The 25,910-nt window shown below is 68.6% G+C and carries 20 protein-coding genes and 1 tRNA gene; 11 read left to right on the plus strand and 10 right to left on the minus strand.

From position 1 onward, the window contains the following. The first annotated feature begins 195 nt into the window (after window positions 1-195). Window positions 196-2,040, plus strand: a complete 1,845-nt coding sequence (locus ACTIEW_RS10375; protein WP_439477826.1) for a phosphoenolpyruvate carboxykinase (GTP) — start codon at window positions 196-198, stop codon at window positions 2,038-2,040. Between the two features lie 39 nt (window positions 2,041-2,079). After that, window positions 2,080-3,090 (plus strand): NAD(P)/FAD-dependent oxidoreductase, encoded by a 1,011-nt coding sequence (locus ACTIEW_RS10380; protein WP_439477827.1) that lies wholly within the window; start codon window positions 2,080-2,082, stop codon window positions 3,088-3,090. Here ACTIEW_RS10380 and ACTIEW_RS10385 read toward each other — a convergent pair whose 3' ends face one another. Then, a complete protein-coding gene (locus tag ACTIEW_RS10385) occupies window positions 3,091-3,816 on the minus strand; it encodes a TonB family protein (RefSeq protein WP_439477828.1) in 726 nt (241 codons plus the stop codon). A 197-nt stretch (window positions 3,817-4,013) separates the two neighbouring features. Here ACTIEW_RS10385 and ACTIEW_RS10390 point away from each other — a divergent pair, with 197 nt between their 5' ends. After that, window positions 4,014-4,811, plus strand: coding sequence for a transglycosylase SLT domain-containing protein (locus ACTIEW_RS10390; protein ID WP_439477829.1), 798 nt, complete (start codon window positions 4,014-4,016; stop codon window positions 4,809-4,811). 75 nt (window positions 4,812-4,886) lie between these two features. Next, on the plus strand, window positions 4,887-6,029 hold the full coding sequence (locus ACTIEW_RS10395) for a DUF2336 domain-containing protein (protein WP_439477830.1): 1,143 nt from the start codon (window positions 4,887-4,889) through the stop codon (window positions 6,027-6,029). A gap of 56 nt (window positions 6,030-6,085) precedes the next feature. On the opposite strand, the gene ACTIEW_RS10400 is transcribed toward ACTIEW_RS10395, so the two are convergent. The 3 genes from ACTIEW_RS10400 to ACTIEW_RS10410 all read right to left on the minus strand — a co-directional run bounded on the left by ACTIEW_RS10400 (window position 6,086) and on the right by ACTIEW_RS10410 (window position 8,586). Continuing rightward, entirely contained in the window at window positions 6,086-6,562 is a 477-nt protein-coding gene (locus tag ACTIEW_RS10400; RefSeq protein ID WP_439477831.1) for an Hpt domain-containing protein, read from the minus strand. Between the two features lie 67 nt (window positions 6,563-6,629). Continuing rightward, window positions 6,630-7,412 carry an NAD kinase gene (locus tag ACTIEW_RS10405; protein ID WP_439477832.1) on the minus strand — a complete coding sequence of 261 codons (783 nt, stop codon included), beginning with the start codon at window positions 7,410-7,412 and terminating at the stop codon, window positions 6,630-6,632. 31 nt (window positions 7,413-7,443) lie between these two features. After that, on the minus strand, window positions 7,444-8,586 hold the full coding sequence (locus ACTIEW_RS10410; RefSeq protein ID WP_439477833.1) for a DUF2336 domain-containing protein: 1,143 nt from the start codon (window positions 8,584-8,586) through the stop codon (window positions 7,444-7,446). Window positions 8,587-8,729: 143 nt separating this feature from the next. Here ACTIEW_RS10410 and ACTIEW_RS10415 point away from each other — a divergent pair, with 143 nt between their 5' ends. The 4 genes from ACTIEW_RS10415 to ACTIEW_RS10430 all read left to right on the plus strand — a co-directional run bounded on the left by ACTIEW_RS10415 (window position 8,730) and on the right by ACTIEW_RS10430 (window position 14,763). Continuing rightward, window positions 8,730-9,494, plus strand: coding sequence for a class II aldolase/adducin family protein (locus tag ACTIEW_RS10415; protein ID WP_439477834.1), 765 nt, complete (start codon window positions 8,730-8,732; stop codon window positions 9,492-9,494). Next, window positions 9,491-10,282 carry a hypothetical protein gene (locus tag ACTIEW_RS10420; protein ID WP_439477835.1) on the plus strand — a complete coding sequence of 264 codons (792 nt, stop codon included), beginning with the start codon at window positions 9,491-9,493 and terminating at the stop codon, window positions 10,280-10,282. The genes ACTIEW_RS10415 and ACTIEW_RS10420 overlap by 4 nt, the downstream gene beginning before the upstream one ends. Window positions 10,283-10,405: 123 nt before the next feature. Continuing rightward, entirely contained in the window at window positions 10,406-11,548 is a 1,143-nt protein-coding gene (locus tag ACTIEW_RS10425; RefSeq protein ID WP_439477836.1) for an efflux RND transporter periplasmic adaptor subunit, read from the plus strand. Continuing rightward, window positions 11,548-14,763 carry an efflux RND transporter permease subunit gene (locus ACTIEW_RS10430; RefSeq protein ID WP_439477898.1) on the plus strand — a complete coding sequence of 1,072 codons (3,216 nt, stop codon included), beginning with the start codon at window positions 11,548-11,550 and terminating at the stop codon, window positions 14,761-14,763. Before ACTIEW_RS10425 ends, ACTIEW_RS10430 begins: the two co-directional genes overlap by 1 nt. A 3-nt stretch (window positions 14,764-14,766) precedes the next feature. On the opposite strand, the gene ACTIEW_RS10435 is transcribed toward ACTIEW_RS10430, so the two are convergent. Then, window positions 14,767-15,276: a c-type cytochrome gene (locus ACTIEW_RS10435; RefSeq protein ID WP_439477837.1), complete on the minus strand. Its 510-nt coding sequence runs from the start codon at window positions 15,274-15,276 to the stop codon at window positions 14,767-14,769. 150 nt (window positions 15,277-15,426) lie between these two features. Here ACTIEW_RS10435 and ACTIEW_RS10440 point away from each other — a divergent pair, with 150 nt between their 5' ends. Then, the gene (locus tag ACTIEW_RS10440) at window positions 15,427-15,735 is read left to right on the plus strand and encodes a FeoA family protein (RefSeq protein ID WP_439477899.1); all 309 of its coding nucleotides are present in this window, start codon (window positions 15,427-15,429) and stop codon (window positions 15,733-15,735) included. Next, window positions 15,735-17,606, plus strand: coding sequence for a ferrous iron transporter B (feoB, locus tag ACTIEW_RS10445; RefSeq protein WP_439477838.1), 1,872 nt, complete (start codon window positions 15,735-15,737; stop codon window positions 17,604-17,606). The genes ACTIEW_RS10440 and feoB overlap by 1 nt, the downstream gene beginning before the upstream one ends. 10 nt (window positions 17,607-17,616) lie before the next feature. On the opposite strand, the gene ACTIEW_RS10450 is transcribed toward feoB, so the two are convergent. The 5 genes from ACTIEW_RS10450 to ACTIEW_RS10470 form a co-directional block, all read right to left on the minus strand. Beyond that, window positions 17,617-17,692: transfer RNA gene (locus tag ACTIEW_RS10450), tRNA-Thr, on the minus strand. Window positions 17,693-17,738: 46 nt separating this feature from the next. Continuing rightward, a complete protein-coding gene (locus tag ACTIEW_RS10455) occupies window positions 17,739-18,824 on the minus strand; it encodes a DUF2891 domain-containing protein (RefSeq protein ID WP_439477839.1) in 1,086 nt (361 codons plus the stop codon). A 2-nt stretch (window positions 18,825-18,826) separates the two neighbouring features. Then, window positions 18,827-19,792 carry a DUF979 domain-containing protein gene (locus ACTIEW_RS10460; protein WP_439477840.1) on the minus strand — a complete coding sequence of 322 codons (966 nt, stop codon included), beginning with the start codon at window positions 19,790-19,792 and terminating at the stop codon, window positions 18,827-18,829. Further along, a complete protein-coding gene (locus ACTIEW_RS10465) occupies window positions 19,789-20,514 on the minus strand; it encodes a DUF969 domain-containing protein (protein WP_439477841.1) in 726 nt (241 codons plus the stop codon). Before ACTIEW_RS10465 ends, ACTIEW_RS10460 begins: the two co-directional genes overlap by 4 nt. 42 nt (window positions 20,515-20,556) lie before the next feature. Next, a complete protein-coding gene (locus ACTIEW_RS10470) occupies window positions 20,557-24,198 on the minus strand; it encodes a hydantoinase B/oxoprolinase family protein (protein WP_439477842.1) in 3,642 nt (1,213 codons plus the stop codon). A gap of 123 nt (window positions 24,199-24,321) precedes the next feature. Between ACTIEW_RS10470 and ACTIEW_RS10475 the strand changes: the two genes are divergently transcribed. Next, window positions 24,322-25,764: an aldehyde dehydrogenase family protein gene (locus tag ACTIEW_RS10475; protein ID WP_439477843.1), complete on the plus strand. Its 1,443-nt coding sequence runs from the start codon at window positions 24,322-24,324 to the stop codon at window positions 25,762-25,764. Window positions 25,765-25,910 lie beyond the last annotated feature (146 nt).

The raw sequence follows: 25,910 nt of genomic DNA on the forward strand, positions 1-25,910 counted from the left end.
CCCCGCGCCGGACCTCCCCGCGACCGGAAATATGCAGGCCACTCCGGGCGCCCCGCTCGCGAGAGGTTGAAACGTGCATCGGTTGACGCCGCGTCGCCTAAGGTGTCATTCCGCCCCTGAAACATTGCGTGATATCACGCGAGGGAGAGCCACGGCGGCGCAGATCGCCGGGCGACGTTCAGGAGAGTGACAGTGATGGCTTCCGCAATTCCGGGCCTGCACCCGGCCCCTACGAACCATGCAGGCCTGGTCGCCTGGGTCGAGCAGATCGCCGCCCTGACCAGGCCCGCGCGGGTTCACTGGTGCGACGGCTCGGAGGCCGAAAAGGCCGCCATCGTCGCCGACCTGATCGGCAAGGGCACGCTGCGCGAACTGGACCAGACCAAACGCCCGGGCTGCTACTACGCCGCCTCGGACCCCAAGGACGTCGCCCGCGTCGAGAGCCGCACCTTCATCTGCTCGGCCAATGAGATTGACGCCGGCCCGACCAACAACTGGTCCGATCCGGTCGGGATGCGCGCCCGCCTGAACGGCCTGTTCGACGGCTGCATGGCCGGCCGCACCATGTATGTCGTGCCCTTCTCGATGGGGCCGCTGGGCTCGAAGATCAGCGCCCTGGGCGTCGAGATCACGGACAGCGGCTATGTCGCCGTCTCGATGGGGATCATGACCCGCATGGGCCAGCCGGTGCTGGACCTGATGGGCGAGGACGGTTTCTTCGTGCCGGCGGTGCACACTCTCGGCGCCCCGCTGGCCGGGGGCCAGGCTGATGTGCCGTGGCCCTGCAATGACGACAAGTGGATCGTCCACTATCCCGAGACCCGCGAGATATGGTCCTATGGCTCGGGCTATGGCGGCAACGCCCTGCTGGGCAAGAAATGCTACGCCCTGCGCATCGCCTCGGTCATGGCCCGCGATGAGGGCTGGCTGGCCGAGCATATGCTGATCCTCAAGCTGACGGATCCGAAGGGCCGCGCCAAATATATCGCCGCCGCCTTCCCCTCGGCCTGCGGCAAGACCAACCTGGCCATGTTCCAGCCCACCATCCCCGGCTGGACCGCCGAGACCATCGGCGACGACATCGCCTGGATGCGCTTCGGCGATGACGGCCGTCTGTACGCCGTGAACCCCGAAGCCGGCTTCTTCGGCGTCGCGCCCGGCACCAGCCGCAACACCAACGGCAACGCCCTGGCGACGATGGGCTCCAACACCGTCTTCACCAACACCGCCCTGACCGCCGACAACGACGTCTGGTGGGAAGGCCTGACCAAGGTCGCTCCCGAGGGCCTGACCAACTGGAAGGGCGCGGCCCACGACCCGGCTTCGGGCGAGCCCGCCGCCCATCCCAACGCCCGCTTCGCCGCCCCGGCCTCACAATGCCCGACCATCGCGCCGGAATGGGAAGATCCGAAGGGCGTGCCGATCGACGCCATCCTGTTCGGCGGTCGACGCGCCTCGGCCGTGCCGCTGGTGACTGAAGCCTTCGACTGGGAGCACGGCGTCTTCATGGGCTCGTCGGTGGCCTCCGAAGGCACCGCCGCCGCCGAGAACGCCATCGGAACCCTGCGCCGCGATCCCTTCGCCATGCTGCCGTTCTGCGGCTACAACATGGGAGACTATTTCGCCCACTGGCTGTCGATGGGCGGACGCACCGAGGCGGCCAAGCTCCCGCGGCTCTATTTCGTCAACTGGTTCCGCAAGAACGAGGACGGCCAGTTCGTCTGGCCCGGTTTTGGCGACAACGCCCGCGTGCTGAAGTGGATTTCCGAACGTCTCGACGACGAGGCCGGGGCCGTCGACACCCCGGTTGGCCGCGTTCCGACCCGCGAGGCGCTGGACCTGTCGGGCCTGAGCCTGTCCGACGCTGACCTGTCGACCCTGCTCGATGTCGACGCCGAGGTCTGGGCCGAGGAGGCGTCGCTGATCCCCGACTTCTACGCCCAGTTCGGCGACCGCCTGCCAGCGGCGCTCTGGGACCAGCACGCCGCCCTCACCGCCCGCATCGGTGCAACCCGCGCCGCGGCTATCGCCGCCGAGTAGCGCTTGCATTCAGGCTGCGGGCGGTCGATCAGATCGTCCGTGGCTTCCTCCCCTGATGTGATCGTCATCGGCGCCGGCGTGCTCGGCCTCTGCACCGCGGCGGAGCTCGCCGCGCGCGGCCACGCCGTGACCGTCATCGACCCCGGGGCCCCCAACGCCTCCTCCATCGCCGCCGGCATGATCGCCCCGGCGCTGGAATCGCTTCTTGAGGACGTAGACGCTGAACGCGCCGCGCTGCTGAAGCGCGCCCGCGACCTGTGGCCCGCCTTCGCAGAGAGCCATGGTCTGAAGCTTCTGCGCGAGGGTGCGGATTGGCGCGGACCGGACGCCGATGCAGCAGTGGCGCGTCTCCGCGCGCTCGGCTTTGACGTACGGGCGAACCCGACCGGCCTGACCACCCCCGAAGACTGGCGCATCGAGGTCGCCCCGGCCTTGAAGGCGCTGGCGCGGACGCCCGGTCTGGCGATAGTGCGGGGCCAGGTCGTGCGCCTGACCGGCGACGCTCGCCGTTGGCGGGTCGAGGCGGGCGACGGCCGCGTCTGGTTCAGCTCCACAGTGGTGCTGGCCACGGGCGCCGGGGAGCCAATCGACGGTCTGCCCGACTCTGTCGCCGCAGCTGTGTCCGCCATCACGCCGATTCGCGGCCAGCTGACATTCGTCGCCACGGCGGCCCCGCCCCGCGTGGTCAGAGGCCCCGGCCTCTATGCCGCGCCATGTGACGGCGGCGTGGTCATCGGCGCGACGATGGAGCCGGGGCGCCGCGACCTGGAGCCCGATCCGGCCGAGGCCACACGTCAGATCGCGGCCGGTCTGGCGCTGCTGGACGTGACAGGTGAGGTCGGTCCGACCCGGGTGGGCATACGCGGCGCGACCGCCGACGGGCTGCCGCTGGCGGGTCCCTCGGGCGAGCCGGGTCTGCATCTGGCCCTGGCGCCGCGCCGCAACGGTTGGCTGATGGGGCCTCTCGTCGCCCGGATCACAGCGGACGGAATCGAGGGCAGGCCGCTCATGGCGGACGCCGCCGCCCTCGATCCGCTCAGGTTCGCCTGATCAATCTTCCGGCAGGTTGAAGCGCAGGTTGATGTTCACCCGAGATCCCTCCGCCGCGCCGTTGACTGTACGCGGATTGACCCGGAAGTGGCGCGACAGGCCCTGCGCCGCCCGGCCGAAGCCGTAGCCGCCCGGCGTCTCCCGCGAGACATCGCAGTCGGTCACGGCGCCCGTCGGCAGCACCAGGCAGTTCAGCGACGCCGACCCCGCCACGCCCGCGACGATGGCCCGGTCCGGATAGGCCCGCATCATCTGGTCGGCCGAGGGCTGACGCGACCAGCTGGGATTGCGGATGACAGCGGGCGGCTGACGGACCGGCTCCACGACCGGGGTGTCAGCGACCGGGTCCGGCGCCACTGCCGTCACGATGATGGTGGTGCTGTCTTCGCGGGTCGTTTCGCCTTGAATGACGGTGACGGTCTCGACGTTGTCAGGGGGCGCCGTCGTCTCGTTGAAACGCGTGTTCGGCGGTGTCGGATCGGTTTTGGGTTCCGGGAGGGGCTTGGGCAGCCGCTCGAAGGTGACGTCAATCGGGTCGCGAAGGACCGGCTGCCCTATCAGGGGCATCTCGAACCGCTGATAGTACATCGCCGCGCCGAGGCCGACGTGGGCCGCGACGACGATGCCGACGGCGACCCAGGTCGCCTTCGAGAATCGGGGCGTCCTGCGTTCGTGGTAGTCGAGGGGGCTCACCAGTCCGGGGCCGCCCGCTGTCTTGATCATCATGGCCGTCTCTTCCCTGTCTATCGCCGTCCCCACAGCGTCCCACGGTGAAGTTGAGCGCTGACCTGACGGCAAGTTTGGGGCGAGCGCCGCCTTGAAAGCGCCACCGTGGCTTTGCCATCCCCCGAAGGTTAAGAGGTTGTGGACGCTCCGGCCGGCGTTAGGATTTGATTAACCACGAGCCCTCAGCGTCATGACTCATGAACGTCGGAGCGATTCCATCCGCAGGGGGAGTTGAGGCAGCCATTCGGCGCGCCTCAAACGCCACGGGCGTGGACGCCGATTTCCTGGTCCGGACGGCGCGTCGCGAAAGCGCGATGAACCCTTCCGCCCGGGCTCGAACCTCATCGGCGGCGGGCCTGTTCCAGTTCATCGAACAGACCTGGCTCGGCACTGTGAAGGCCCATGGGGCCAAGCATGGCTACGGCCAGTACGCCGACCTGATCCATCGCGGCGGGGACGGACGCTGGCGGGTCGAGGGCTCGGCGCGCAACATCGTGCTGGACCTGCGGTTCGACCCCCAGGCGGCCTCGACCATGGCGGCGGAGCTGACGGCGTCCAACGCCGCCTATTTGCGGGGCCGCTCGGGGCGCGAGCCGGGCGCCGGAGACCTGTACGCGGCGCATTTTCTGGGTCCGGCGGGCGCGGCCCAACTGATGGATGCGATGGAGCGTCGGCCGGGCGCCAGCGCCGCGGCCCTGTTCCCCGAGGCGGCCGCGGCCAACCGCTCCATCTTCTACCGCGACGGTCGGCCCGCCACCGTGGCCGAGGTCCACACCAATCTTCAGCGCAGCGCCGGAGACGGCGCGCCCGCCTCGGCGGCCGGCTCCTTGCCCGGCGCACCGGACCTGACCGAGCGGGATCAAATGCTGGCGGCGCGGCTTGACCGCCTGAAGCAGGACCAGAGCCTGCTGGCCCTGCTGATGGGCCAGGACGGCAACGGTAAGGGCGGCGGTTTCGGCGGTGTCTTCGCCCCGGAACCAGGCAAGAGCATCTGATTGCGAATCCAGCGATGGTGAACCGCCCGTTAAGGATGCCGGGCCGATGCTGACCGGCAAAGCCTGGACCCGCCCATGACCGCCTACCGAGCCCGCCTGACCGAGATCGACATTCGCCGCCTGATCAAGGCGACCGACGCGGATGAACGGGCCGCCGCCGCGCACAAGCTGTGCCGCAGCATGGACAAGGCCGATCTGCACGACGAGGATCGGGAGGCGGCGCAGAAGATTCTGCGCATGCTGGCCCAGGACGCGGCCGAACTGGTGCGGCGCGCCATGGCTGTGACGCTGAAATCGTCAGACCTGATTCCCAACGACGTCGCCCGCAAGCTGGCGGCCGATGTCGACAGCGTCGCCCTGCCGATGATCAATTTCTCGCCGGCCTTCTCCGACGAGGATCTGATCGAGATCGTTCAGGCCGGATCGCCGCTGCGTCAGGTCGCGGTGGCCGGCCGGCCCGGCGTGGGCCGTGATGTGGCGACAGTGCTGGCCGAGGTCGGCTGCGAGCAGGCCGTGCGCACCCTGGCCTCCAATGACAATGCAGACGTGGCTGAAGCGGCGCTGGGACGCTGCATCGACCGCTTTGGAACCTCACCCGAGATCGTCGCCGCCATCGCCTACCGTCAGGTTCTGCCGTTGTCCGTGACGGAGCGGCTGGTCGAGCTGGCCTCCGAAGCTGTCCGCGAACATCTGGTCACCCGCCATGCCGTGGCCCCGGAGACAGCAATCCGCCTCGCCGCCTTCGCTCGCGAGCGCGCCACAGTCGATCTGGTGGACCAGGCCTCGAACCATGCCGACCTGCCGCAGTTCGTCGCCAATCTGAATGCACGTCGGGTTCTGACCGCATCGCTATTGCTGAGGGCGCTGGCGAGGGGACAGATGACACTGTTCGAACACGGGGTAGCCGAGCTGGCGGGGACGCCGCACGCGCGGGCCTGGCTGATGATCCACGACGCCGGACCTCTGGGGCTGAAGGCCATCTATGACCGGGCGGGCCTGCCGCCGCGCCTGTTCCAGGCCTATCGCGCCGGCGTCGACACCTGGCGCACCCTTCAGGCCGAGGGTGCGGACACCTCTGGCGATTCCTTCCGCCAGCAGATGCTGGAGCGCTTCCTGACCCAGCGCCCGAACGCCCCGCGTGAGGATCTGGCCTATCTGATGGAGCGGCTGGATCACGATCCGGCGCCGATCAAGGCCCAGATCAGCGCCGCCGCCTGACAGCAATACGCCCGCCGGTGGCGGGCGTCTGCGTCTGTGGAATGCCCGGAACCGGCTCAGCCCCGGTGGTCTGCGACCCGGGCTTCCAGCGTCTCGGCCAGAATCTTGCCGACTGGATGATCGTCGGTCTGGATTTCGTCGCGAACGACGGCCTTGATGGCGTCGATATGAGCGTCAAGCAGTACGACCGGCGCCGCCATGCGCTTGGCGGGATCGTCCATCATCTTGCAAAGCGAACCTGCAAGGCGAGTGACCAGCGGATATTGGTAGGTGGTGCCCAGGCCCTTCAGGTCATGGGCGCGGAAATAGAGGGCCTCGGCCGTCGCAGTGTTGTAGCCGGAGGCGCGAATGTCGGCCTGAGCCTTGTCCAGCTTGACGATTTCGTCCTGCAGCCATTGTCCGAACTGCGACGACATCGCCTGCAAGGCTTGCTCGGCCTTGGCGATGGCGTTGGCGTCGATGCCGCCAAAGCCTCCGCCGACCTTCATGCGGAGGGTGTTGGGCGGGCGAATGACCTGGGCCGGGTTGCTCACGGCTGACTCCTGCGAACGGATTGGAGCAACCCTCGCACTCACGTCATTAAAAAGCGGTGCACGTGCGTCAGGATGCGAATTGTTCAGCCAGAACCCGCTCCTCGAATGACTTGCCGGCGTCGAACAGCATGGTCAGGGCGATGTCGCGGCGTTCCCTGACCTCGACACGGGCGACCCGCCGGATCTCGAGGTCGTCGGCCGTGGCGCTAACGGGCCGCTTGTCGGGTTCCAGCACCTCGAAGCAGACCTTCGATTGATGGGGGAGCAGGGCGCCCCGCCAGCGCCGCGGGCGGAAGGCGCTGATCGGCGTCAGAGCCAGCACCCGCGAGTCGAGAGGAATGATGGGTCCGTGGGCGGACAGGTTATAGGCCGTCGATCCCGCGGCCGTGGCCAGCATGCAGCCGTCGCACGACAGCTCCTCCAGTCGCACGCGGCCGTCGACCGAAATCCGCAGCTTGGCGCTCTGGCGGGTCTGGCGCAGCAGAGAGACCTCGTTGATCGCTACGCCGCTGTGCGTCTGCCCGGCCTCGGTCCAGGCGTCCATCTGCAGGGGGTGGATCACCGCTCGTCCAGCGCCCGCCAGCCGCTCAAGCAAACCCTCTTCCTCGAAATCGTTCATCAGGAAGCCGACCGAGCCGCGATTCATGCCGAACACCGGGGTTCGTTGATCCATGACCGTGTGCAGCGTCTCCAGCATGAAGCCGTCGCCGCCGAGCGCCACGATGACCTGGGCGTCGATGGGTTCGACCGTGCCGTAACGCGCAATCAGTCGTTCTCGCGCCGCTTGGGCCTCGGGTCGATCCGAGGCGGCGAAGGCGATTCGGATGGGGGCCGGCGCTGGTTCGGTCACGAATGCACGCAAGCCGAGCCCGGCGGGGAAGTCAAACGGCGGTTTGCAGCGCGCCTTGATCGGCGCCGATCAGAACCTTGAACGCGCGCGCTGCAGAGCCCTGCGACAGGGCTCCCCGCAACCAGACCGGTTCACCCCGATCGCCGGGGAGGGACTCATTGAGCTTCCGCAACTCGACCAACAGCGTCGGGAATACGGCCCGGTCGATCCCGACCGCGGCGCAGGCGTAGTAGAGGGCTTCCGGCGTCGGCGCTGAGAGAGCCATGCGGACCTGACCAACGGCGAACCCGCCCAGCGCCGACAGGCCGTGCGCGAACAGGCTCAGTCGCTTTTCACGGACAGCGCGGATCAGCAGGCCGGCGCGCAACTGCCCGGCGGATTGCAGCTTGTCGATCAGTCGCCGCTCCATCTCATCGCGGTCGCCCTGATCCACCGGGTTCTGTTCAGGAGCGGGGGGACGCATGACATGCTCCACCGCGTCATAGACCGCGGCCCCCAGCGCCCGCTCGTCGACGGTGAACCGGGCGGCGATTGATTGGCGCAATGCGGTCCCGACCCACTGGTAGAGCTGTTCGGCCAGGGCCTCGGTCAGCAGCGGATGGCGGGTGAGGGGGCCCCGCAGGGCGGCGATGCGCCGGGAATGCTCGACCAGCCGCCGCACGCCCTCGGTGCTGATCTCGGCTGTGCGATTGGTGGTGAGGGCCATGAGCACGGCCGGTTCGGCCTGGTCGATCACGGCGTCCGCCACCCGTCCGCTGATCCGAGGGCGGCGGGCAACAGCGATCTGGTGTTCCAGCGACGCCTCGATCAGCACACGCAACAGGTCTTCGTCCTGCAGGATGGGGCTGGACTCGAGGATGGGCCGCGCGATCTCGATCTCGTCCAGCGCCAGGACGTTCAACAGGGCGGCGGGCGCCCATTCGGCATGAGCCAGCTTTTCGGACAGGACCTTGCGCACTTCGCGCTCGGCCTGACGGGCGAGGGTCAGGAATATCTCGCTGAGCACGGGGGACAATTCCCCTGACGGCGGACAGGCGTCGCACAGGGCCACGACGCCCAGCAACAGGCGCTGGCGGGCTTCTGTGCTGGAGTTGTGGGCCAGGGCCAACAGGTCGCTGGCCCGCGGCGCGGCGCCGGCGGTGCGACTGGCGGGCACGAGTTTGACGAGGACCACAGGCGTCTCCGGCGCGCCGAGGATGGAACAGTTGGGGCGAAGCTAGGCCGGGGCCACTAAGACGCAGTTAACGGAAGCTGAATCTTGACGGCGGCTCCGCACGGCGCGAGCGTGCGCGGCCAAGTAGAATGAGGACCGAGACCATGGCCGACGGCGCCGCTGTTTCCCTGAAATCCAGGGTGTCCGAGGCGGAATGGACCGCACGCGTCGAGCTGGCGGCCCTGTACCGCCTGGTGGCGCTGCACGGGTGGGATGACATGATCTTCACCCACATCTCGGCTCGCGTGCCGGGACCTGAGCATCATTTCCTGATCAACCCCTACGGCTGGTATTTCGAGGAGATGACGGCCTCCTGCCTGGTCAAGGTCGATCTGGATGGAAATATCGTCCAGGACACGACCAGCTTCATCAATCCGGCCGGTTTCACCATCCACTCGGCGATCCACGGCGCGCGCGAGGATGCGCATTACGTCATTCACCTGCACACGGTGGCCGGCGTCGGCGTGGCGGCGCAGACCGAGGGGCTGCTGCCCATCGGCCAGAACGCCTGCCTGCTTCAGCATCAGGTCGCCTATCACGGCTATGAGGGACTGGCGCTGAACCACGACGAGCGCGCGCGTCTGGTGGCTGATCTGGGCGACAAGCCGCTGATGCTGCTTCGCAACCATGGCACGCTGGCGGTGGGCCAGACGGCGGCAGCGGCCTGGGTCGCGATGTTCTTCCTCGAGCGCGCCTGCGCCCAGCAAGTGGCGGCCCTTTCAGGCGGGCGCGAGCATGTGCTCTTCGCGCCGGATGCGGCCCAGGCCGAGACGAAGGAGCAGGGCCGGGGCATCGGCTTTATCTCGTCCCTGGCCTGGCCGGGCGCCCTGAGGATGCTCGATCGGAAATCACCGGGCTACGACGTTTGAAGTTCGCCGGCGGACTTCTGGTCGTGGTGACCCTGCTGGTCGGGACCGAACCCGCCGTGGCCGGCCCCTGGACCCAGGCGAAGGCTCAGGGCCAGCTGATCGTCAAATACGAGGATATGCAGGCCGACCGGGGCTTTGATCCAGACGGCTCGCTCGCGGACCTGCCGGGCGAACGCCGCGACATGGTCGCCGGAGTGTTCGCGGAGTATGGCGTCACTGACCGGCTGACCGTGCAGTTCAAGGGCGACTGGCAGTCGGGCGAGGACGCCTTTGTCGACTATGACGGTCGGGGACCACTCGAGATCGGAGTGACCTGGCAGGTGTGGCGCGACGAGCGCGGGGCGGCCAGCCTGTACGCAGGCTACGCGGACGGCGGCGAGGGGCGCAACGCCGGCTACGCGGCGCCCGGCGTCGGCGACAGCGACTGGGAGGTCCGGGCCTCCGTGGGTCGCTCGTTCGGCGGCCCATCGTCCGGTGGATTGGGGCGCTGGGGTCCCAGTGGCTCTTTCATCGATCTGCAGGCCGCGCGGCGGATGCGGCAGGGGCTGCCGGACGAAACCCGGATCGACGCCACCGCAGGGGCGCATCTCAACGAGGACTGGATGGTTCTGGCCCAGGCTTTCGGCGGGCAGGCCGACGACGGCGGGCCGCGCTGGCTGTCGATCGAGGCGTCGGTCGTCCGCGACCTCGGCGACTGGAGCATTCAGGCGGGCTGGCGCCGGGCCGTCGCGGGCCGTGAGACCCCCGAAAGCGGCGGCCCGGTCATCGCCCTGTGGAGGCGGTTCTGAGCGCGACATTGAGGCGCGCCTTTCGGCGACGGAAACCCAAACAGTATCCGTTACATGGACTTTAGTTGCGTCGACGGCGGCAGCCGTTAAGTCGGCTCGTTCAGTCGCCAGAAAGCCTCACGCGTGATCAAACGCCACTTCTTCCTCGTCGCCGCTGTTGTCCTGCTGGGCCTGATGATCGTGGCCGTCGTCCTGAGGATGGCCTTCGCCGGCGATGAGAAGGCCGGCGGTGGTCCGGGCGGACGCGGCGGCCCCGGCGGCGGGCGCGGTCAGACGGTCTCCGAAGCGGTCATCGGCGCACGGTCCTTCACCGATGAGATCCGGGTACTGGGCGTGGCGCGGGGCCGGCGGTCGGTCAACATCACCTCGTCAACCAGCGAACTGATCACCCGTGTCCTGTTCACCGACGGCCAACGGGTTTCTGCAGGAACGCCCCTCGTCGAACTTCAGGCGCGTGAGGAAGACGCCGGCATTATCGAGGCGCGGGCCGAGGTGGCCCAGGCCCAGCGCCAGTTTGATCGCTACCAGACGCTTGCTGATCGCGGCATCGCCCCGCGCGTGACGGCCGAAGACGCCGAAACGGCGCTGGCGACGGCCCAGGCCTCGCTGACAGCGGCCCAGGCCCGGCGCGGCGACCGCCTGATCCGGGCCCCTTTTGCAGGCGTCCTGGGGCTCAGCTCCGTAACGGCGGGCACCCTGGTCAATCCGGGCGGCGTGATCACCACCCTGGACGATATTGACGTCGTGCGGGTCGATTTCCCTGTGCCCGAACGTTACCTCGGAGTGCTGCGCGCGGGCACGCCGATCCGGGCGAACATCGATGCTTATGGCGATGAGGCCTTCGGGGGCCGGATCGCCCTGATCGACACCCGCATCAACGAACAGACCCGGGCCGTTACCGCTCGGGCCGAAATTCCCAATCCGGGCGCCCGCATACGGCCCGGCATGGCCGTGCGGGTCGCCGTCCAGCAGGGCCAGCGCACCGCGCCGGCCGCGCCGGAAGCGGCCGTCCAGTATGAGGGCGACGGCGCCTTCGTTTATCGCATCGCCCGCGGTGATCGTGGCTCGACCGCCCAGCGCGTCGAGGTCGAGACGGGCTCGGTCGAAGGCGGCTTCGTCGAAATCCTGTCCGGGCTTAACGTCGGCGATCGCATCGTCGGATCGGGCCTGAACCGCATTCAGCCCGGCGCCCCCGTCACGGTCGCGGGGCAGGGCGGGGCCAGAGGCCCGGCTGCCGCCCGCCCTGCACGGGGCGCCGCGCAATGATGCTGTCCGATCTCGCCGTCCGCCGCCCGGTGTTCGCGGCGGTCGCGGCCATCGTCCTGTGCGTGATCGGGGCCGCGGCCTTCTTCTTCCTGCCGGTGCGCGAACTGCCCGATGTCGATCCGCCGATCGTCTCGATCAGCACCGCCTACGCCGGGGCCTCGGCCGAGGTGATCGAGAGCCGGATCACCGAGCCGATCGAGCAGCAGATCGCCGGCATCCAGGGCGTGGAGCGGATCAACTCCACCAGCCGTGACGGCCGTTCCAACGTCTCCATCGAGTTCTCGCTGGACCGCGACATCGATGCGGCGGCCAACGATGTCCGCGACCGCGTTTCCCGCGTCGTCGGCCGCCTGCCGGATCAGGCCCAGCCGCCGGAGGTGTCCAAGGCCGACACCGACAGCCAGCCGATCATGATCCTGTTCCTGCGCTCCACCGCGATGAACCGGCTGGAGCTTACGGACTACGCCGACCGCTATCTGATCGACCGTTTGGCGACCGTGCCCGGTGTGGCCCAGGTGCAGATCTACGGCGAGCAGCGCTACGCCATGCGCATCTGGCTGGACGCCGCCGCACTGGCCGCCCGGGGCCTGACGGTCACCGATGTCGAATCCGCCCTGACCACCCAGAACGTCGAACTGCCGGCCGGCCAGCTGGAGTCGGGACAAAAGGACTATACCGTCCGGGTCGCGCGCACCTATGCGCGGGCCGAGGACTTCCGCCAGCTGCCCATCGGCACCCGCGGCTCGGGAACGGCCGCCGCCGCCCAGACAGGCAGCGCCACGGCCCTGCCCAGCGGCGCGTCCGGCGCCATCCAGGGCCAGTCCGGCTATGTCACCCGGCTGGGGGACATAGCCCGCGTCGTCGAGGGGCCGGCCGAGGACCGCCGCCTGTTCCGCGGCAACGGGCAGGACCAGATCGGCCTGGCCGTTACGCGTCAGGCCCAGTCCAACGACCTGGCCATCTCTGAAGGCGTCGAGGCGATGCTTGAGCAGGTTCGGCCCAGCCTGCCAGAGGGGACCGAACTGGTCGTCGGGTCTGACAACTCCGTCTTCACATCCCATGCCATCGACGAGGTCTGGATCACCATCGGCATCTCACTGGCCTTGGTGGCGCTGGTGAATTTCATCTTCCTGGGCAGTATGCGGGCGGCGTTCATTCCGTCGATCGTGGCTCCGATCTGCCTGCTGTCGACCTTCATCATCCTGGCTCCGCTGGGCTTCTCCCTGAACCTGCTGACCCTGCTGGCGATGGTGCTGGCCATCGGCCTGGTGGTCGATGACGCCATCGTGGTGACCGAGAACATCCAGCGCCGTCTGGACCATGGCGAACCACCGCTGGTGGCGGCCGAGCGAGGTGCGCGACAGGTGTTCTTCGCCGTTGTGGCGACCACCGTCGTGCTGCTGGCTGTGTTTGCGCCCCTGTTGTTCCTGCCCGGCTATGTCGGCCGGTTGTTCGTGGAACTGGCGGCGGCGATCGCGGCCGCCGTGGCGTTCTCCGCCTTCCTGGCTCTCACGCTTTCCCCCATGCTGGCGTCGCGCATCCTGCGGCCCGCGAAGACCGGCGGTTGGGTCGCTCGCAAGGTCGACCGCGCGATGGAGGCCCTGCGCAACTCCTATCAGAACTCGTTGCAGGCCATGCTGGGCAAGCGGATCGCGGTCGTCGGCATGGCGGGGCTCATCGTGGCCGTCGCAGGCGGCGCTGCGGTTATGTTCTTCACCTTGCCGAATGAACTGGTGCCGGGGGAAGACCGGGGCCGGGTGCAACTGCGTGTTCAGGGACCCGAAGGCGCAGGGTTTGACTACACCCGCAACATCATGATGGGGATCGAACCCATCCTGGCCGAGTACAAGGCCCGCGGCGAAGCGAGCAGCTATCTGATCTCCGCGCCCGGTTTCGGCGGCGGCAGCTTCAATTCCGGCAATGGTGTTCTGATCCTCAGCGACTGGTCCGAACGCGACCGCGCCGCAGACGAGATTGCTCAGGAACTTAACGGCAAGCTGCGGGGCCAGACCGGCGCCCAGGTCAACGCCTCGGTCCCTGGCGCCTTCCAGCGCGGCGGCGGGAACTCCAACTCGATCGAGATGGTCGTTACGGGCTCTGAATACGAGGACATCTACAACTGGCTGCAACCGGTTCTGGCCGCGTCGCTGGAGAACCCCGGCTTCTCACGCCCGCGCCTGAACTATGAGCCGAATGCGCCGCGGCTGCTGGTTGATGTTGATCCCGAGAAGGCGGCGGCGCTGGGCGTATCAGCCCAGACCATCGGGCGGACGCTGGAAACCATGTTCGGGTCCCGGCGCGCGACCACCTATCTGCGGGGCGGCCAGGAATATGATGTCATACTGCAGACCGAACGCGCCGAGCGCCGCAGCGTCGCCGACCTGGAGGCCCTGTACGTCGCGACCGGCTCGGGACAGCTGGTGCCCTTGTCGGCGGTGGTCACCACCGAGACCTCGGGCGATACGCCCGACCGACGGCGACTGGATCGCCAACGCGCCATTTCGATCTCCGCCGACCTCAATCCGGGCACGACCCTGGTGGAGGCGACCGAGTTCATGACTCGCATCTCGCAGGAGCAGCCGCAGGGCGTTGTCACGACCCAGTGGGGCGGCGCCGCGCGCGACCAGCAGGAGGCGGGCGGCGCTGTTGCAGCGGCCTTCGGCCTGGCGCTGCTGCTGGTCTTCCTGGTGCTGGCGGCGCAGTTCGAAAGCTGGATCACCCCGGCGGTCATCATGCTGACCGTGCCGCTGGCTGCGGCCGGAGGCCTGTTCGGTCTGGTGATGGCGGGCTCCAGTCTCAACATCTACAGCCAGATCGGCCTGATCATTCTGATCGGGGTGGCGGCCAAGAACGGCATCCTGATCGTCGAATTCGCCAACCAACTCCGCGATCAGGGCCGATCGATCCAGGAGGCGATCATCGAGTCGTCGACCTTGCGGCTGCGCCCGATCATCATGACTTCGATCGCCACCGCCTTCGGGGCCTTGCCGCTGGTGCTGTGGCAGGGCGCGGGCGCGGGCAGCCGTCAGACCATCGGCGTCGTGATCTTCTCGGGCGCCATGTTCGCGACCCTGCTGACCCTGTTTGTGGTGCCGGTGATCTATGGCGCGCTGGCGCGCTTCACCCGGTCGCCCGAGTACACCGCCCGCAAGATCGAGGAGTGGGAAGCTCAGGAGGCCACGGCCAACGACGCGGTTTCGGCGGCGGCGGAATAGTCTTCAGGACTGCGGCGGCGGCGTGTAGCCGGTCTCGACCTTGAGGAAGGCGATGACGTCGCGGCGATCCGTCGGGTCGGGGATGCCGGCGAAACTCATCTTCGTGCCCTTCAGGAAGGTGCGAGGGTTCTCAAGCCAGTCGTCCAGCCGGGCGCCGTCCCAGACGAAGGCCGCCTCCTTCATCGCTGTCGAATAGTTGAAGCCGGGATGGGCCCCCGCCTGACGCCCGAACACGCCGTACAGATTTGGCCCGGTCATGTTCGACCCGCCTTCTGTGATGGTGTGGCACGAGCGGCAGCGGGCGAAGGCGCGGCGGCCGTTGTCCAGATCAGCTGCGTTGTATGGGGCGGGCAGGGCGGCCAACAACGCCGCCTTATCCGCCGCCGTCGGTGCGGGACGGGCGGGCGTCGAGGCCGGGGAGGCGCGCGTGGCCGCGTTTTGGGGAGAAGCCTCGCCTTGACCGCAGCCGGTCAGCGCCAGGACGGCGAGGACGATCAGGGCGGGGCGGTTCATCGGCGGTCTCCGGTGGTGTGCGCCTGTGATAGCCCAACCATCACGGCGGACAACCGCCTGCGGCGAGATGCCGGGCTGGACGAATGCCAGTCGCACCTGATAATCAGTGTCAACAGGCGCAGAGGCATGCGCCGCTGGTCCACGAGCGTGATGTCCGACACCTTGAAACTCAGCCACGCCCGGAAAGGCGATCGCGGCGTTGTCGTCCGGGTGGGAGACCACGCCCGGACCGACGAGCATGCGTTGGAGCTGGAGCGTCGGTTGCTGGAACTGGGCTTCGTCGAGGGCGCCAACGTCGAACTCCTCCACGAGGGCCTGTTCGGCCGCGATCCCATCGCCATGAAGGTGGATGACATGCGGGTCGCGTTGCGTAGGCATGAGGCCGCCAGCCTGACCGTGCGGTTCGAACCGGCCTTCGTCGCCGGCCCTGAATTCGTGCCGGAAGAGGTTCCCGCCTGATGGACATGGCGGTGCGGAGCGCACGGGTCGCGCTCGTCGGAAACCCGAACAGCGGCAAGACAGCCCTGTTCAACGCCCTCACCGGCGCCCACCAGAAAGTCGCCAACTACGCGGGCGTCACGGTGGAGCGGAAAGAGGGCCTGATCCGGTCGGCGGCGGGCCGGACAATGTCGGTTCTGGACCTGCCGGGCACCTATTCCCTGCGCGCCCGCAGCCCCGACGAAGAAGTCACTCGCGACGCGGTTCTGGGAAAGCTGGCCGGCGAGGAGACGCCGGACGTGATCGTCGCCGTCGCCGATGCAACCAACCTGCGGCTGGTGCTGCGACTGGTGCTGGAGCTCAAGGCCGTCGGACGGCCGATGGTGCTGGCGCTCAACATGTATGACATCGCCCAGCGCCAGGGCCTGCGGATCGATCTGGAGCGGCTGTCGGCCGAACTGGGTCTGCCGATCCTGCCAACCACGGCGACGCGCAAGCGCGGCATTGAAGACCTGATCACCGCCATCGACGCCGCGGCGGGCGCGTTATCCGCCTCCGCGGAGAGCGCCTGGACCGCGCCGGACGCCGACGCCCTGCGCGGCGCGGCCCGCGAGGCCGAGCGGATCATGAAGGCCTGCGTCCGTCCGCCGGAACGGCCCGACACCCTGACCGGCCGGATCGATTCCGTCCTGTTGCATCCGGTCGGCGGACTGCTGATCCTGGGAACGCTTCTGTTCGTGATGTTCCAGGCCGTCTTCACCTGGGCCACCCCGCTGATGGACGGCATCGAAGGCAGCCTGGGCGCCCTGGGCGGCTGGGTGGCGGCGGTCATGCCCGACACTATCTGGCAGAGTCTGATCGTCGATGGCCTGATCTCTGGCGTCGGGAGCGTGCTGGTTTTCCTGCCGCAGATCCTGATCCTGTTCCTGTTCATCATCATGCTCGAGGACTTCGGCTACATGGCCCGGGCGGCCTTCCTGATGGACCGCATCATGGGCGGGGCGGGGCTGCACGGCCGCGCCTTCATCCCCCTGCTGTCCAGCTTCGCCTGCGCCATTCCCGGGATTATGGCGGCGCGGGTGATTGACTCGAAGCGGGACCGCCTGACCACTATCATGGTGGCTCCGCTGATGACCTGTTCGGCGCGGATTCCGGTCTACACCCTGATTATCGCCGCCTTCATTCCGAACGAGACGGTCTGGGGTTTCGCCAGCCTGCAAGGGTTGGTCATGTTCGGCCTCTACGCCGCGGGCATCGTCAGCGCCCTCGCCGTGTCCTTCGTCATCCGAAAGGTGTTCTGGCGCGGCGCGGTTGAGCCTTTCATGATGGAGCTTCCGGCCTACAAGACGCCCGATTTCAAGAGCGTGCTGTTCAATCTCTGGCTCCGGGCCCGCATCTTCCTTGAGCGGGCAGGGCGGATCATCCTGCCGTTGATGATCATCGTCTGGGCCCTGGCGACCTTTCCCTATCCGCCCGAGGGCGCGACCCAGCCGGCCATCGACTACAGTTTCGCCGGCATGATCGGCCACGCGCTGGAGCCCATCTTCGCCCCCATCGGTTTCAACTGGCAGATGGTCATCGCCCTGGTGCCGGGCATGGCGGCCCGCGAGGTCGCGGTTGCGGCCCTGGGCACAGTCTATGCCGTCGCCGATCCCGAAAGCGCCACCAGCCTGCTGGGCGCCACCCTGGCCGCCCAATGGTCGCTGGCCACGGGTCTGGCCTTCCTCGCCTGGTATGTCTTCGCGCCCCAGTGCGTGGCGACGCTGGGCGTAGTCAAGCGCGAGCTGAACTCCTGGAAATGGATGTGGGTGATGGTCATCTACATGTTCGGCCTGGCCTATCTGGCGGCCTTTGTCGTGTACCGGATCGCGGTCGCCATGGGCGGCGGCTGACGGAAGACGATGGTGCCGGCTGCAGGAATCGAACCCGCGACATCCAGTTTACAAAACTGGCGCTCTACCAACTGAGCTAAGCCGGCCGCCGCCTTGACCGGCGGCCCTTATGCTGGCGCATGGCGGACGACGTCAAGACAGGTCCGCCATGCCGGTTTCGTTCGCCGTGATTGTCGCCGGAGCCTGGTTCGTGTTCCGCGGACCGCTCCAGGCGGCAGGATCGGCCAGCAAGGCCAGAAGGGCGAAACTGGCCAGCCAGTGCTCACCCATATAGTCGCCGGTGACATGGGGCAGGGCGGCGTGGAGATGGTCGCGCGCCGCCTCGAGGACGATGGAGCGCCGCGGATCGTCAGGCGACAGGGCCGAGGCGATCTCGCGCCAGCACCAGGCCCGGCTCAGGTTCAGACCGTCGAGATGGGCGATCTTGCCGTCGGACCGGTCGCTGACGCCGGCGGGCTGGAACAGTGTCGCGGGCTCGCGCCGGTCAAGCCGGGGCAGGAAGCCCGCGAACCAGTCAGCAAAGGCGTCCGGCGTCATCACCCGCCGCATCAGGACGGCCTCCATCAGGGCCGGGGACAGGAACTCGTCCTGCGAGGGCTCCCATGCCTGGCAGTCACGGTCTCCCGAGTGCCAGCGCAAGGCGCGGTCGCGGCAAAGCGCGACCGTTGAGGCGTCGCCGGCGCTCTCGGCATAGTCGAGCGTCAGTCTCAGGGCGAAGGCGGTGTTATAGTGGGTCCCGACCCGGACCGGGTAGTCCGCCAGCGGCAGGAAATCGGTGAACCGTTTGGCGAAGGCCAGCGCCAGGGGACGCAGGGTCGATGCGCGGTCGCCATCGTGTCGCGCCAGTTCCGCCGCCAGCATCAGCAGCCAGGCCCAACCATAGGGGCGCTCGAACCCCCGACTGCCGGGACGATCCAGATAGGCGGTTTCAGCGGCGACATTGTCCGGCGTGAACAGTTCGTCCGCGAGGGCTCTGATCCGCACCGCTTCGGGCATGTCCGGATAGAGCCGCAAGAGGGTGAACAGCGTCCACCAGCCGTGCACGCAGGAATGCCAGTCGAAACTGCCGAAGAAGAGCGGGTGCAAGGCGCGGGGGCCCAGGACGTCCCCGGGTCCGGCGAGAACGTGATCCATCTTGTTCGGATATTCGCGCGTCACATGGCCGAGGGCGGCGGCGGCGAAGCGGGAGGCGGTGGCGGCGTCGAGGGCATGCGTCATTGTCAGAACCGGAAGGCCAGGGCGTACATCAGGGCGATGTTGACGCCGAGCAGGATCAGGGCGGTCGGAATCTGGGCGCGGATGACGCCGTTCAGGGCCGAGTTTCGATCAGGCAGTTCCAGAAGATTGGCCGGCACCACGTTGAAATTGGCCGCCATCGGCGTCATCAGCGTACCGCAGAAGCCGGCCAGCATGCCGATGGCGCAAACGATGGCCGGATCGCCTCCGAACTGCCCCACGACGAACGGCAGGCCGATGGCGGCGGTCATCACCGGGAAGGCGGCGAAGGCGTTGCCCATGATGATGGTGAACAGGGCCATGCCCAGGCAGTAGGCCGCCACGGCCAGCAGGGGCGAGCTCATCGGTACGGCCCGGGTGACAAGTTCTCCGACCACGCTCCCCACGTCCGCCGCGAGGAAGACGGCGCCCAGCGAGGCCAGCATCTGGGGCAGCAGGGCCGCCCAGCCGATGGAGTCCATCAGCCGCCGTCCTTCCTGCACCGGGGCCATGACGGGGGCGCGCAGCCAGGCCATGGCCGCGACGAGTGCAAGGATACAACCGAGGCCAAGCGCGATCAGGGTCGTCTGGGTCGAGGAGATCAGCCATTCCCCGACGCTGGTGTGTTTGGCGGCGAGGGTGCCGCCGACCGCCACCAGCGGCACGATCAGGGCCGGGATGAACAGGATGTTGCGTCGCCGGGCCGCGCTCTCGCGCCGTTCCTCCGGTGTGGTCGTCACGGGGCGACCGACTCCCAGCGCCTTGAGGCCGCCGACGGCGACGAGCGCAAGAACCAGCACTCCGTTGCCGAGTCCGCCGAGCCACGAGCCAAACAACATGGAGGCCGCAATCAGGCCCCAGAAGACGGCGCTGCGGATCCGGGTTGGATGCCCGGGGTCGCGAAGGGTCAGGACGGCGAATGCCAGAAACATGAGGCCGACGAGAATGTAGGCGTGCTCCAGCGTGATCATTGGCCCGCCTCCGCGTCACGGGCGGCCAGGTCGCGCCGGATCTCCCGGTCGAACAGCAGCAGGCGCGCGCCATGGACGGCGAAGGCTGCGATGGCGGTGGGAATGGCCCAGACCGACAGCTGCAGCGGCTCGACGATGATCCCCGCCTGTTCGAGGAAGCCGACCATCAGGACGATCGAGCCGATGGCGATGAAGATGTCCTCGCCGAAGAACAGGCCGATGTTGTCGGTGGCGGCCGACATGCCGCGGATGCGGAAGCGGACCTTGTCGGGCAGATCGCCGCCCGCCAGGACCTCGGCCGCGCCCTCGGCCATCGGCGCCACCAGCGGCCGGACCATCTGCGGGTGGCCGCCCAGCGAGGTCAGGCCGAGGGCCGAGGTGACCTGACGCAACAGCAGATAGCTGAGCAACAGCCGCCCGGCCGTGGCCGCCCTGACCTGCGCGATCAGCATCCGTGCCCGCTCCTGCAGACCCGCCCGCTCCAGCAGGCCGATCACCGGCAGGATCAGCCAGGTGATGTGGAAATAGCGATTGTCGTTGAAGGCGTCGCCGAAGGCCGCCAGCGTGGCGACGCCCGCCTGCGCCAGCGCCCGGAGATCGACGCCCGGAGCCATGGCCGCCATCACCCCGGTGACGATGGCGGCGATCAATATGACCAGCAGCGGATTGATCCGGGCGACGAAGCCCGCGACCACGACCGCTATTCCCAGAAGCACCAGCATTGAATTCTCCCCTCGGGCGGATGGTTGCGCCGAACGCGCGGTTCAGGAAGCCCTTTTCGCGCCGAAACCGCCGCCGCCCGGTGTTTCGATGACGAAGACGTCGCCCGCGGCCATCCCGACCTCGGCCGTTGCGCCCAGCTGTTCGACCGAGCCGTCGATCCGTTCGACCCGGTTCACGCCGACGGCCCCGTCCTCGCCGCCGGCTGCGCCGAAGGGGGCGGTGCGCCGATGGTTGGACAGGATGGCCGCCGTCAGCGGCTCCAGGAACCGCACCCGACGCACCGCCCCGTCGCCGCCCCGGTTGGCCCCTTCGCCGCCGGAGCCGCGCCGGATCGAGAACTCCTCAAGCAACACCGGGAACCGCGTTTCCAGCACCTCGGGGTCGGTCAGACGGCTGTTGGTCATATGGGTCTGGACCGCCGACGCCCCGTCGAAGCCGGGCCCCGCCCCCGAGCCGCCGGCGATGGTTTCATAGTACTGGCGGGCGTCATCGCCGAAGGTGAAATTGTTCATCGTCCCCTGGCTGGCGGCCAGCACGCCGAGTGCCCCGTACAGGCAGTCGACCACTGCCTGGCTGGTCTCGACGTTCCCGGCTACCACCGCCGCAGGGTAACGGGGGTTCAGCATCGAGCCCTCCGGAACGATCAGCCGGATCGGCTTCAGACAGCCCTCGTTCAGCGGGATGGCGTCGTCCACCAGCGTGCGAAAGACGTACAGGGTCGCCGCCCGCGCGATCGACAGCGGGGCGTTGAAATTATTGGGCAGCTGCCCGCTGGTCCCGGTGAAGTCGACGACAGCGCTGCGGGCCTCGGTGTTGACGTCGATCCGCACCCGGATGACCGCGCCGTCATCCATCTCCAGTGCGAACGACCCTGGCTTCAGCGCGGCGATGGCGCGGCGCACGGCCTCTTCGGCATTGTCCTGGACGTGACCCATATAGGCGGAGACTACCGGCCGTCCGAACTCGGCGACCATCCGCGTCAGCTCGCCGCCGCCGCGGGCGCAGGAGGCGACCTGGGCCTTCAGGTCGGCCATGTTCTGATCGACATTGCGTGACGGATACCGGCCCGAGGCGAACAGGGCGCGGGTTTCAGCGTCTCTCAGCCGTCCGGCGTCGATCAGCAGGAAATCGTCGATCAGCACCCCTTCCTCCTCGACCGTCCGCGACGAGGGCGGCATCGATCCGGGGGTGATCCCGCCGACGTCGGCGTGATGGCCCCGCGCCGCGACGAAGAAGGCCGGCGCCTCGTCGGCGTCGAGGAACACCGGCATGATGACGGTGATGTCGGGCAGGTGGGTGCCGCCGTTGTAGGGGGCGTTCAGCATATAGACGTCGCCGCGTTTCATGCCGCGTCCGTCCGCGCCGCGGCCGCGCGAGGCGATGACGGTGCGGATGCTCTCGCCCATCGAGCCGAGATGCACGGGGATGTGCGGGGCGTTCGCGATCAGGGCCCCGGTGGCGTCGAAGATGGCGCAGGAGAAGTCGAGTCGCTCCTTGATGTTGACCGAATAGGCCGTGGCCCGCAGCGCCTCGCCCATCTGTTCGGCGCAGGCCATGAAGCGGCTGTTGAACACCTCCAGCATGATCGGATCGGCGTCTGTGCCGATGGCCGTGCGCGCGGGCAGGGGCTTAACCCGCTCGAGGATCAGGTTCAGCGCGGCGTCCGCCGAGGCGCGCCAGCCCGGTTCGACCACGGTGGTTCCTGTGTCCTCCAGGATGATGGCCGGACCGTCGACGGCGGCGTCGGGTCCGAAGTCGCTGCGGCGATAGACCGGCACATCATGGCCGGCGCCCGCCATGCGCACCGGGACTCGCGTGACGGCGACCGGGGCCTGGCCCGACGCGCCTCCCGCGACCGTGGACGGCGTTTGACCCGAGGCGGCGACGGCCTCGGCTTCCAGCGTCTCAACCAGCAGGGCCTTGTCCCCGGCGAAAAAGCCGAACCGGAGCCGGTGCAGGGCCTCAAAGGCCGCGCGCATCTCGTTGGCCGGGCCGAACGGAACGACCAGCGGGGTGTCGGAACCGGCGAATTTGATCTCGGCCCGGACCAGGGTGGAGAGCGCCGTATCAGCGAAACCCTGGGCGATCAGATCGCCGCGCGCCTGACGGTCCAGAGCCTCGACGCGTGCAGCCAAGGCGGCTTCGCCGGCGGTCCCGAGTGGCACGGCCACCGTCGCCTGCCGGATCGCCCGCACCTCGGCCAGTCCCATGCCGTATGCCGAGAGCACGCCCGCGAACGGGTGGAGCATGACCCGGGTCATGCCGAGGGCGTCGGCCACGAGACAGGCGTGCTGGCCTCCCGCGCCGCCGAAACAGTTCAGCACATAGCGGGTGACGTCATAGCCACGTTGGATCGAGACCGACTTGATCGCCTCGGCCATGTTCTGGACGGCGATGGTGACGAAGCCCTCGGCCAGGGTTTCGGGGGTCGCGTGGCGGCCCGTGGCGCGGGTTACCTCGGCAGCCAGCGTCTCGAAGCCCGCCTTCACCGCCTCCGCGTCGAGCGGCTGGTCGCCGTTCGGCCCGAACACCGCGGGAAACTGATCCGGCCGGAGCTTGCCCAGCATGACGTTGCAGTCGGTCACCGTCAGGGGGCCGCCCCGGCGATAGGCTGCCGGGCCCGGCACGGCCCCCGCCGACTCCGGCCCGACCCTCAGCCGCGACCCGTCGAAGCGGCAGATCGAGCCGCCGCCGGCCGCCACCGTATGTATGCCCAACATCGGCGCCCGCAGCCGGACCCCCGCCACCACGGCGTCCGAGGTCCGCTCATAGTCGCCGGCGAAATGCGAGACGTCGGTCGAGGTGCCGCCCATGTCGAAGCCGATGACCCGGTCGAAGCCCGCCGCCCGCGCGGTCTCCGCCATGCCGACCACCCCGCCCGCCGGGCCGGACAGGATGGCGTCCTTGCCGCGAAACGCCTCGGCCGCCGTCAGCCCGCCGCTGGACTGCATGAACAGCAGCGGGGTCGACGGGCCGAGGTCCGCGCCGACCCGGTCCACATAGGCTCTCAGGATCGGCGACAGATAGGCGTCCGCCACCGTGGTGTCGCCGCGCCCGATCAGCTTGATCAACGCCCCGACCTCATGGCTGACCGAGATCTGTTCGAACCCGATCTCGCGGGCGATGGCCGCCAGCCGCCGCTCGTGGTCGGTGAAGCGCCAGCCGTGCATCAGCACGATGGCCACGGCCCGGAATCCGGCCGCCCGCGCCGCCGTCAGGTCAGCCCGCGCCCGGTCCTCGTCCAGCGGCCGGTCGATCCCGCCGTCGGCCCGCACGCGTTCGTCGATCTCGATGACCCGGTCATAGAGCTGGTCGTTCAGCACGATGTGGCGGGCGAACAGGTCGGGCCGGCTCTGCCAGCCGATGCGCAGGGCGTCGCCGAAGCCGCGGGTGATGGCCAGCACGACCGGCTCGCCTTTGCGCTCCAGCAAGGCGTTGGTGGCCACGGTGGTGCCCATGCGGACCTCGGCGACGAGGCCGGCGGGCAGGGGGCCGGTCTTTGCATCCAGAATCCGCCGGACGCCTTCGACCGCGGCGTCGGCATACTGCTCCGGATTGTCCGACAGCAGTTTGCGGGTCTGCAGCGACCCGTCCGGCGCGCGGGCGACGAGGTCGGTGAAGGTGCCGCCCCGGTCGATCCAGAAGCGCCAGCCCGCCGCCGTTCCGGTCTGCGCTGCGCTCATGATCCGCTCCGACTCGCTCATTCCGACCAGCTTATCGCAGACTTTGCGGCTCCGGTTGGCTTAGAGGCCTGTCGCAAGGGCGTTCCGGTTGCTAGATCGACCCTACCAGACCGGGGACCCGCCATGACCGAGACGATCGAACTGAACCACTGGATCAACGGCGAGAAGGTCTCAGCCGAGCGTCCGGGCGAGAGCCTCAATCCGTCGGACACCCGCGAGGTGGTCGCCCGCACCCCCGACGGCGGCGAGGCCGAGGTCGATGCGGCGGTGGCGGCGGCCAAGGCGGCCTTCACAGGCTGGTCCGAGGCGTCGCCCGAGTTGCGCTCGGATGTTCTCGACCGCGCCGGGACGCTGGTGATGGAGCGGCGCGAGGCGCTGGGTCGGCTGCTGTCCCGTGAGGAGGGCAAGACCTTGGCGGAGGGGATTGGCGAGACGGTCCGCGCCGGTCGGGTGCTGAAATATTTCGCCGGCGAGGCCCTGCGCGTGCACGGCCAGAACCTGGCCTCGGTCCGACCGGGCGTCGAAATCCAGACCTATCGTCAGGCGGTCGGCGTCTATGGCCTGATCACGCCATGGAATTTCCCCATCGCCATCCCGGCCTGGAAGGCCGCCCCGGCCCTGGCCTTCGGCAACACGGTGGTGATGAAGCCCGCCGGCCCGACCCCCGCGACGGCCGAGGCCCTGGTCGCGATCCTGCATGAGGCGGGTTTGCCCAAGGGGGTGCTCAACATGGTCATCGGGCGGGGCCGGGTCGGGCAGGCGATCGTTGACCACCCGGACGTCGACGGCCTCAGCTTCACCGGCTCCCAGGGCGTCGGCGCGGGCGTGGCGGCGGGCGCGGTCCGCCGTCAGGCGCGGGTCCAGCTGGAGATGGGCGGCAAGAACCCCTTGATCGTGCTGGACGACGCCGACCTCGACCGGGCGGTGCAGATCGCGCTGGACGGCTCCTTCTTCGCCACCGGTCAGCGCTGCACGGCCTCAAGCCGGCTGATCGTGCAGGACGGCATCCACGACCGCTTCGTCGCGGCCCTGGCCGAGCGGGTCGCGGCTCTGCGGGTCGGCGACGCCCTTGACCCCCAGACCCAGATGGGCCCGGCCGTGTCCGAGGACCAGATGGAGACCTCCTACCGCTACATCGAGGTGGCGCGCGGCGAGGGCGGCCGGGTGGTCACCGGCGGCCAGCGGCTGCAGCTGGAAAAGCCGGGCTGGTACGTCCAGCCGACCCTGATCGTCGACACCGGGGCCGGCATGCGGATCAACAACGAAGAAATCTTCGGCCCGGTCGCCTCGACCATCCGCGTCAAGGACTATGAGCAGGCGCTGGAGATCGCCAACGGCGTCGAGTTCGGCCTCTCGGCCGGCATCGTCACCAGTTCGCTGAAACACGCCCGCGATTTCCAGCGGCGGGCGAAGGCGGGGATGACGATGGTCAATCTGCCGACGGCGGGGGTCGACTATCATGTCCCGTTCGGCGGCTCGAAATCATCCAGCTATGGCGCGCGGGAGCAGGGGTTCGCGGCGGTCGAGTTCTTCACCCAGACCAAGACCAGCTACTCCGCCGGCTGACGGCCTCAGGGCGAAGGACCTCAGGCTGGCGCCAGGAGCTGGTTCATGACAAGGGGCGGTGGCGGTGCTGTCAGTCCAATGACAACTTGTCTCCGCGAGGCGCGCACGGGGCAGGGGGCGTGAGGCTGTGCGGCTGGCGTCTTCGA

This window comes from Brevundimonas sp. (assembly GCF_051860745.1).
Taxonomy (GTDB): Bacteria; Pseudomonadota; Alphaproteobacteria; order Caulobacterales; family Caulobacteraceae; genus Brevundimonas.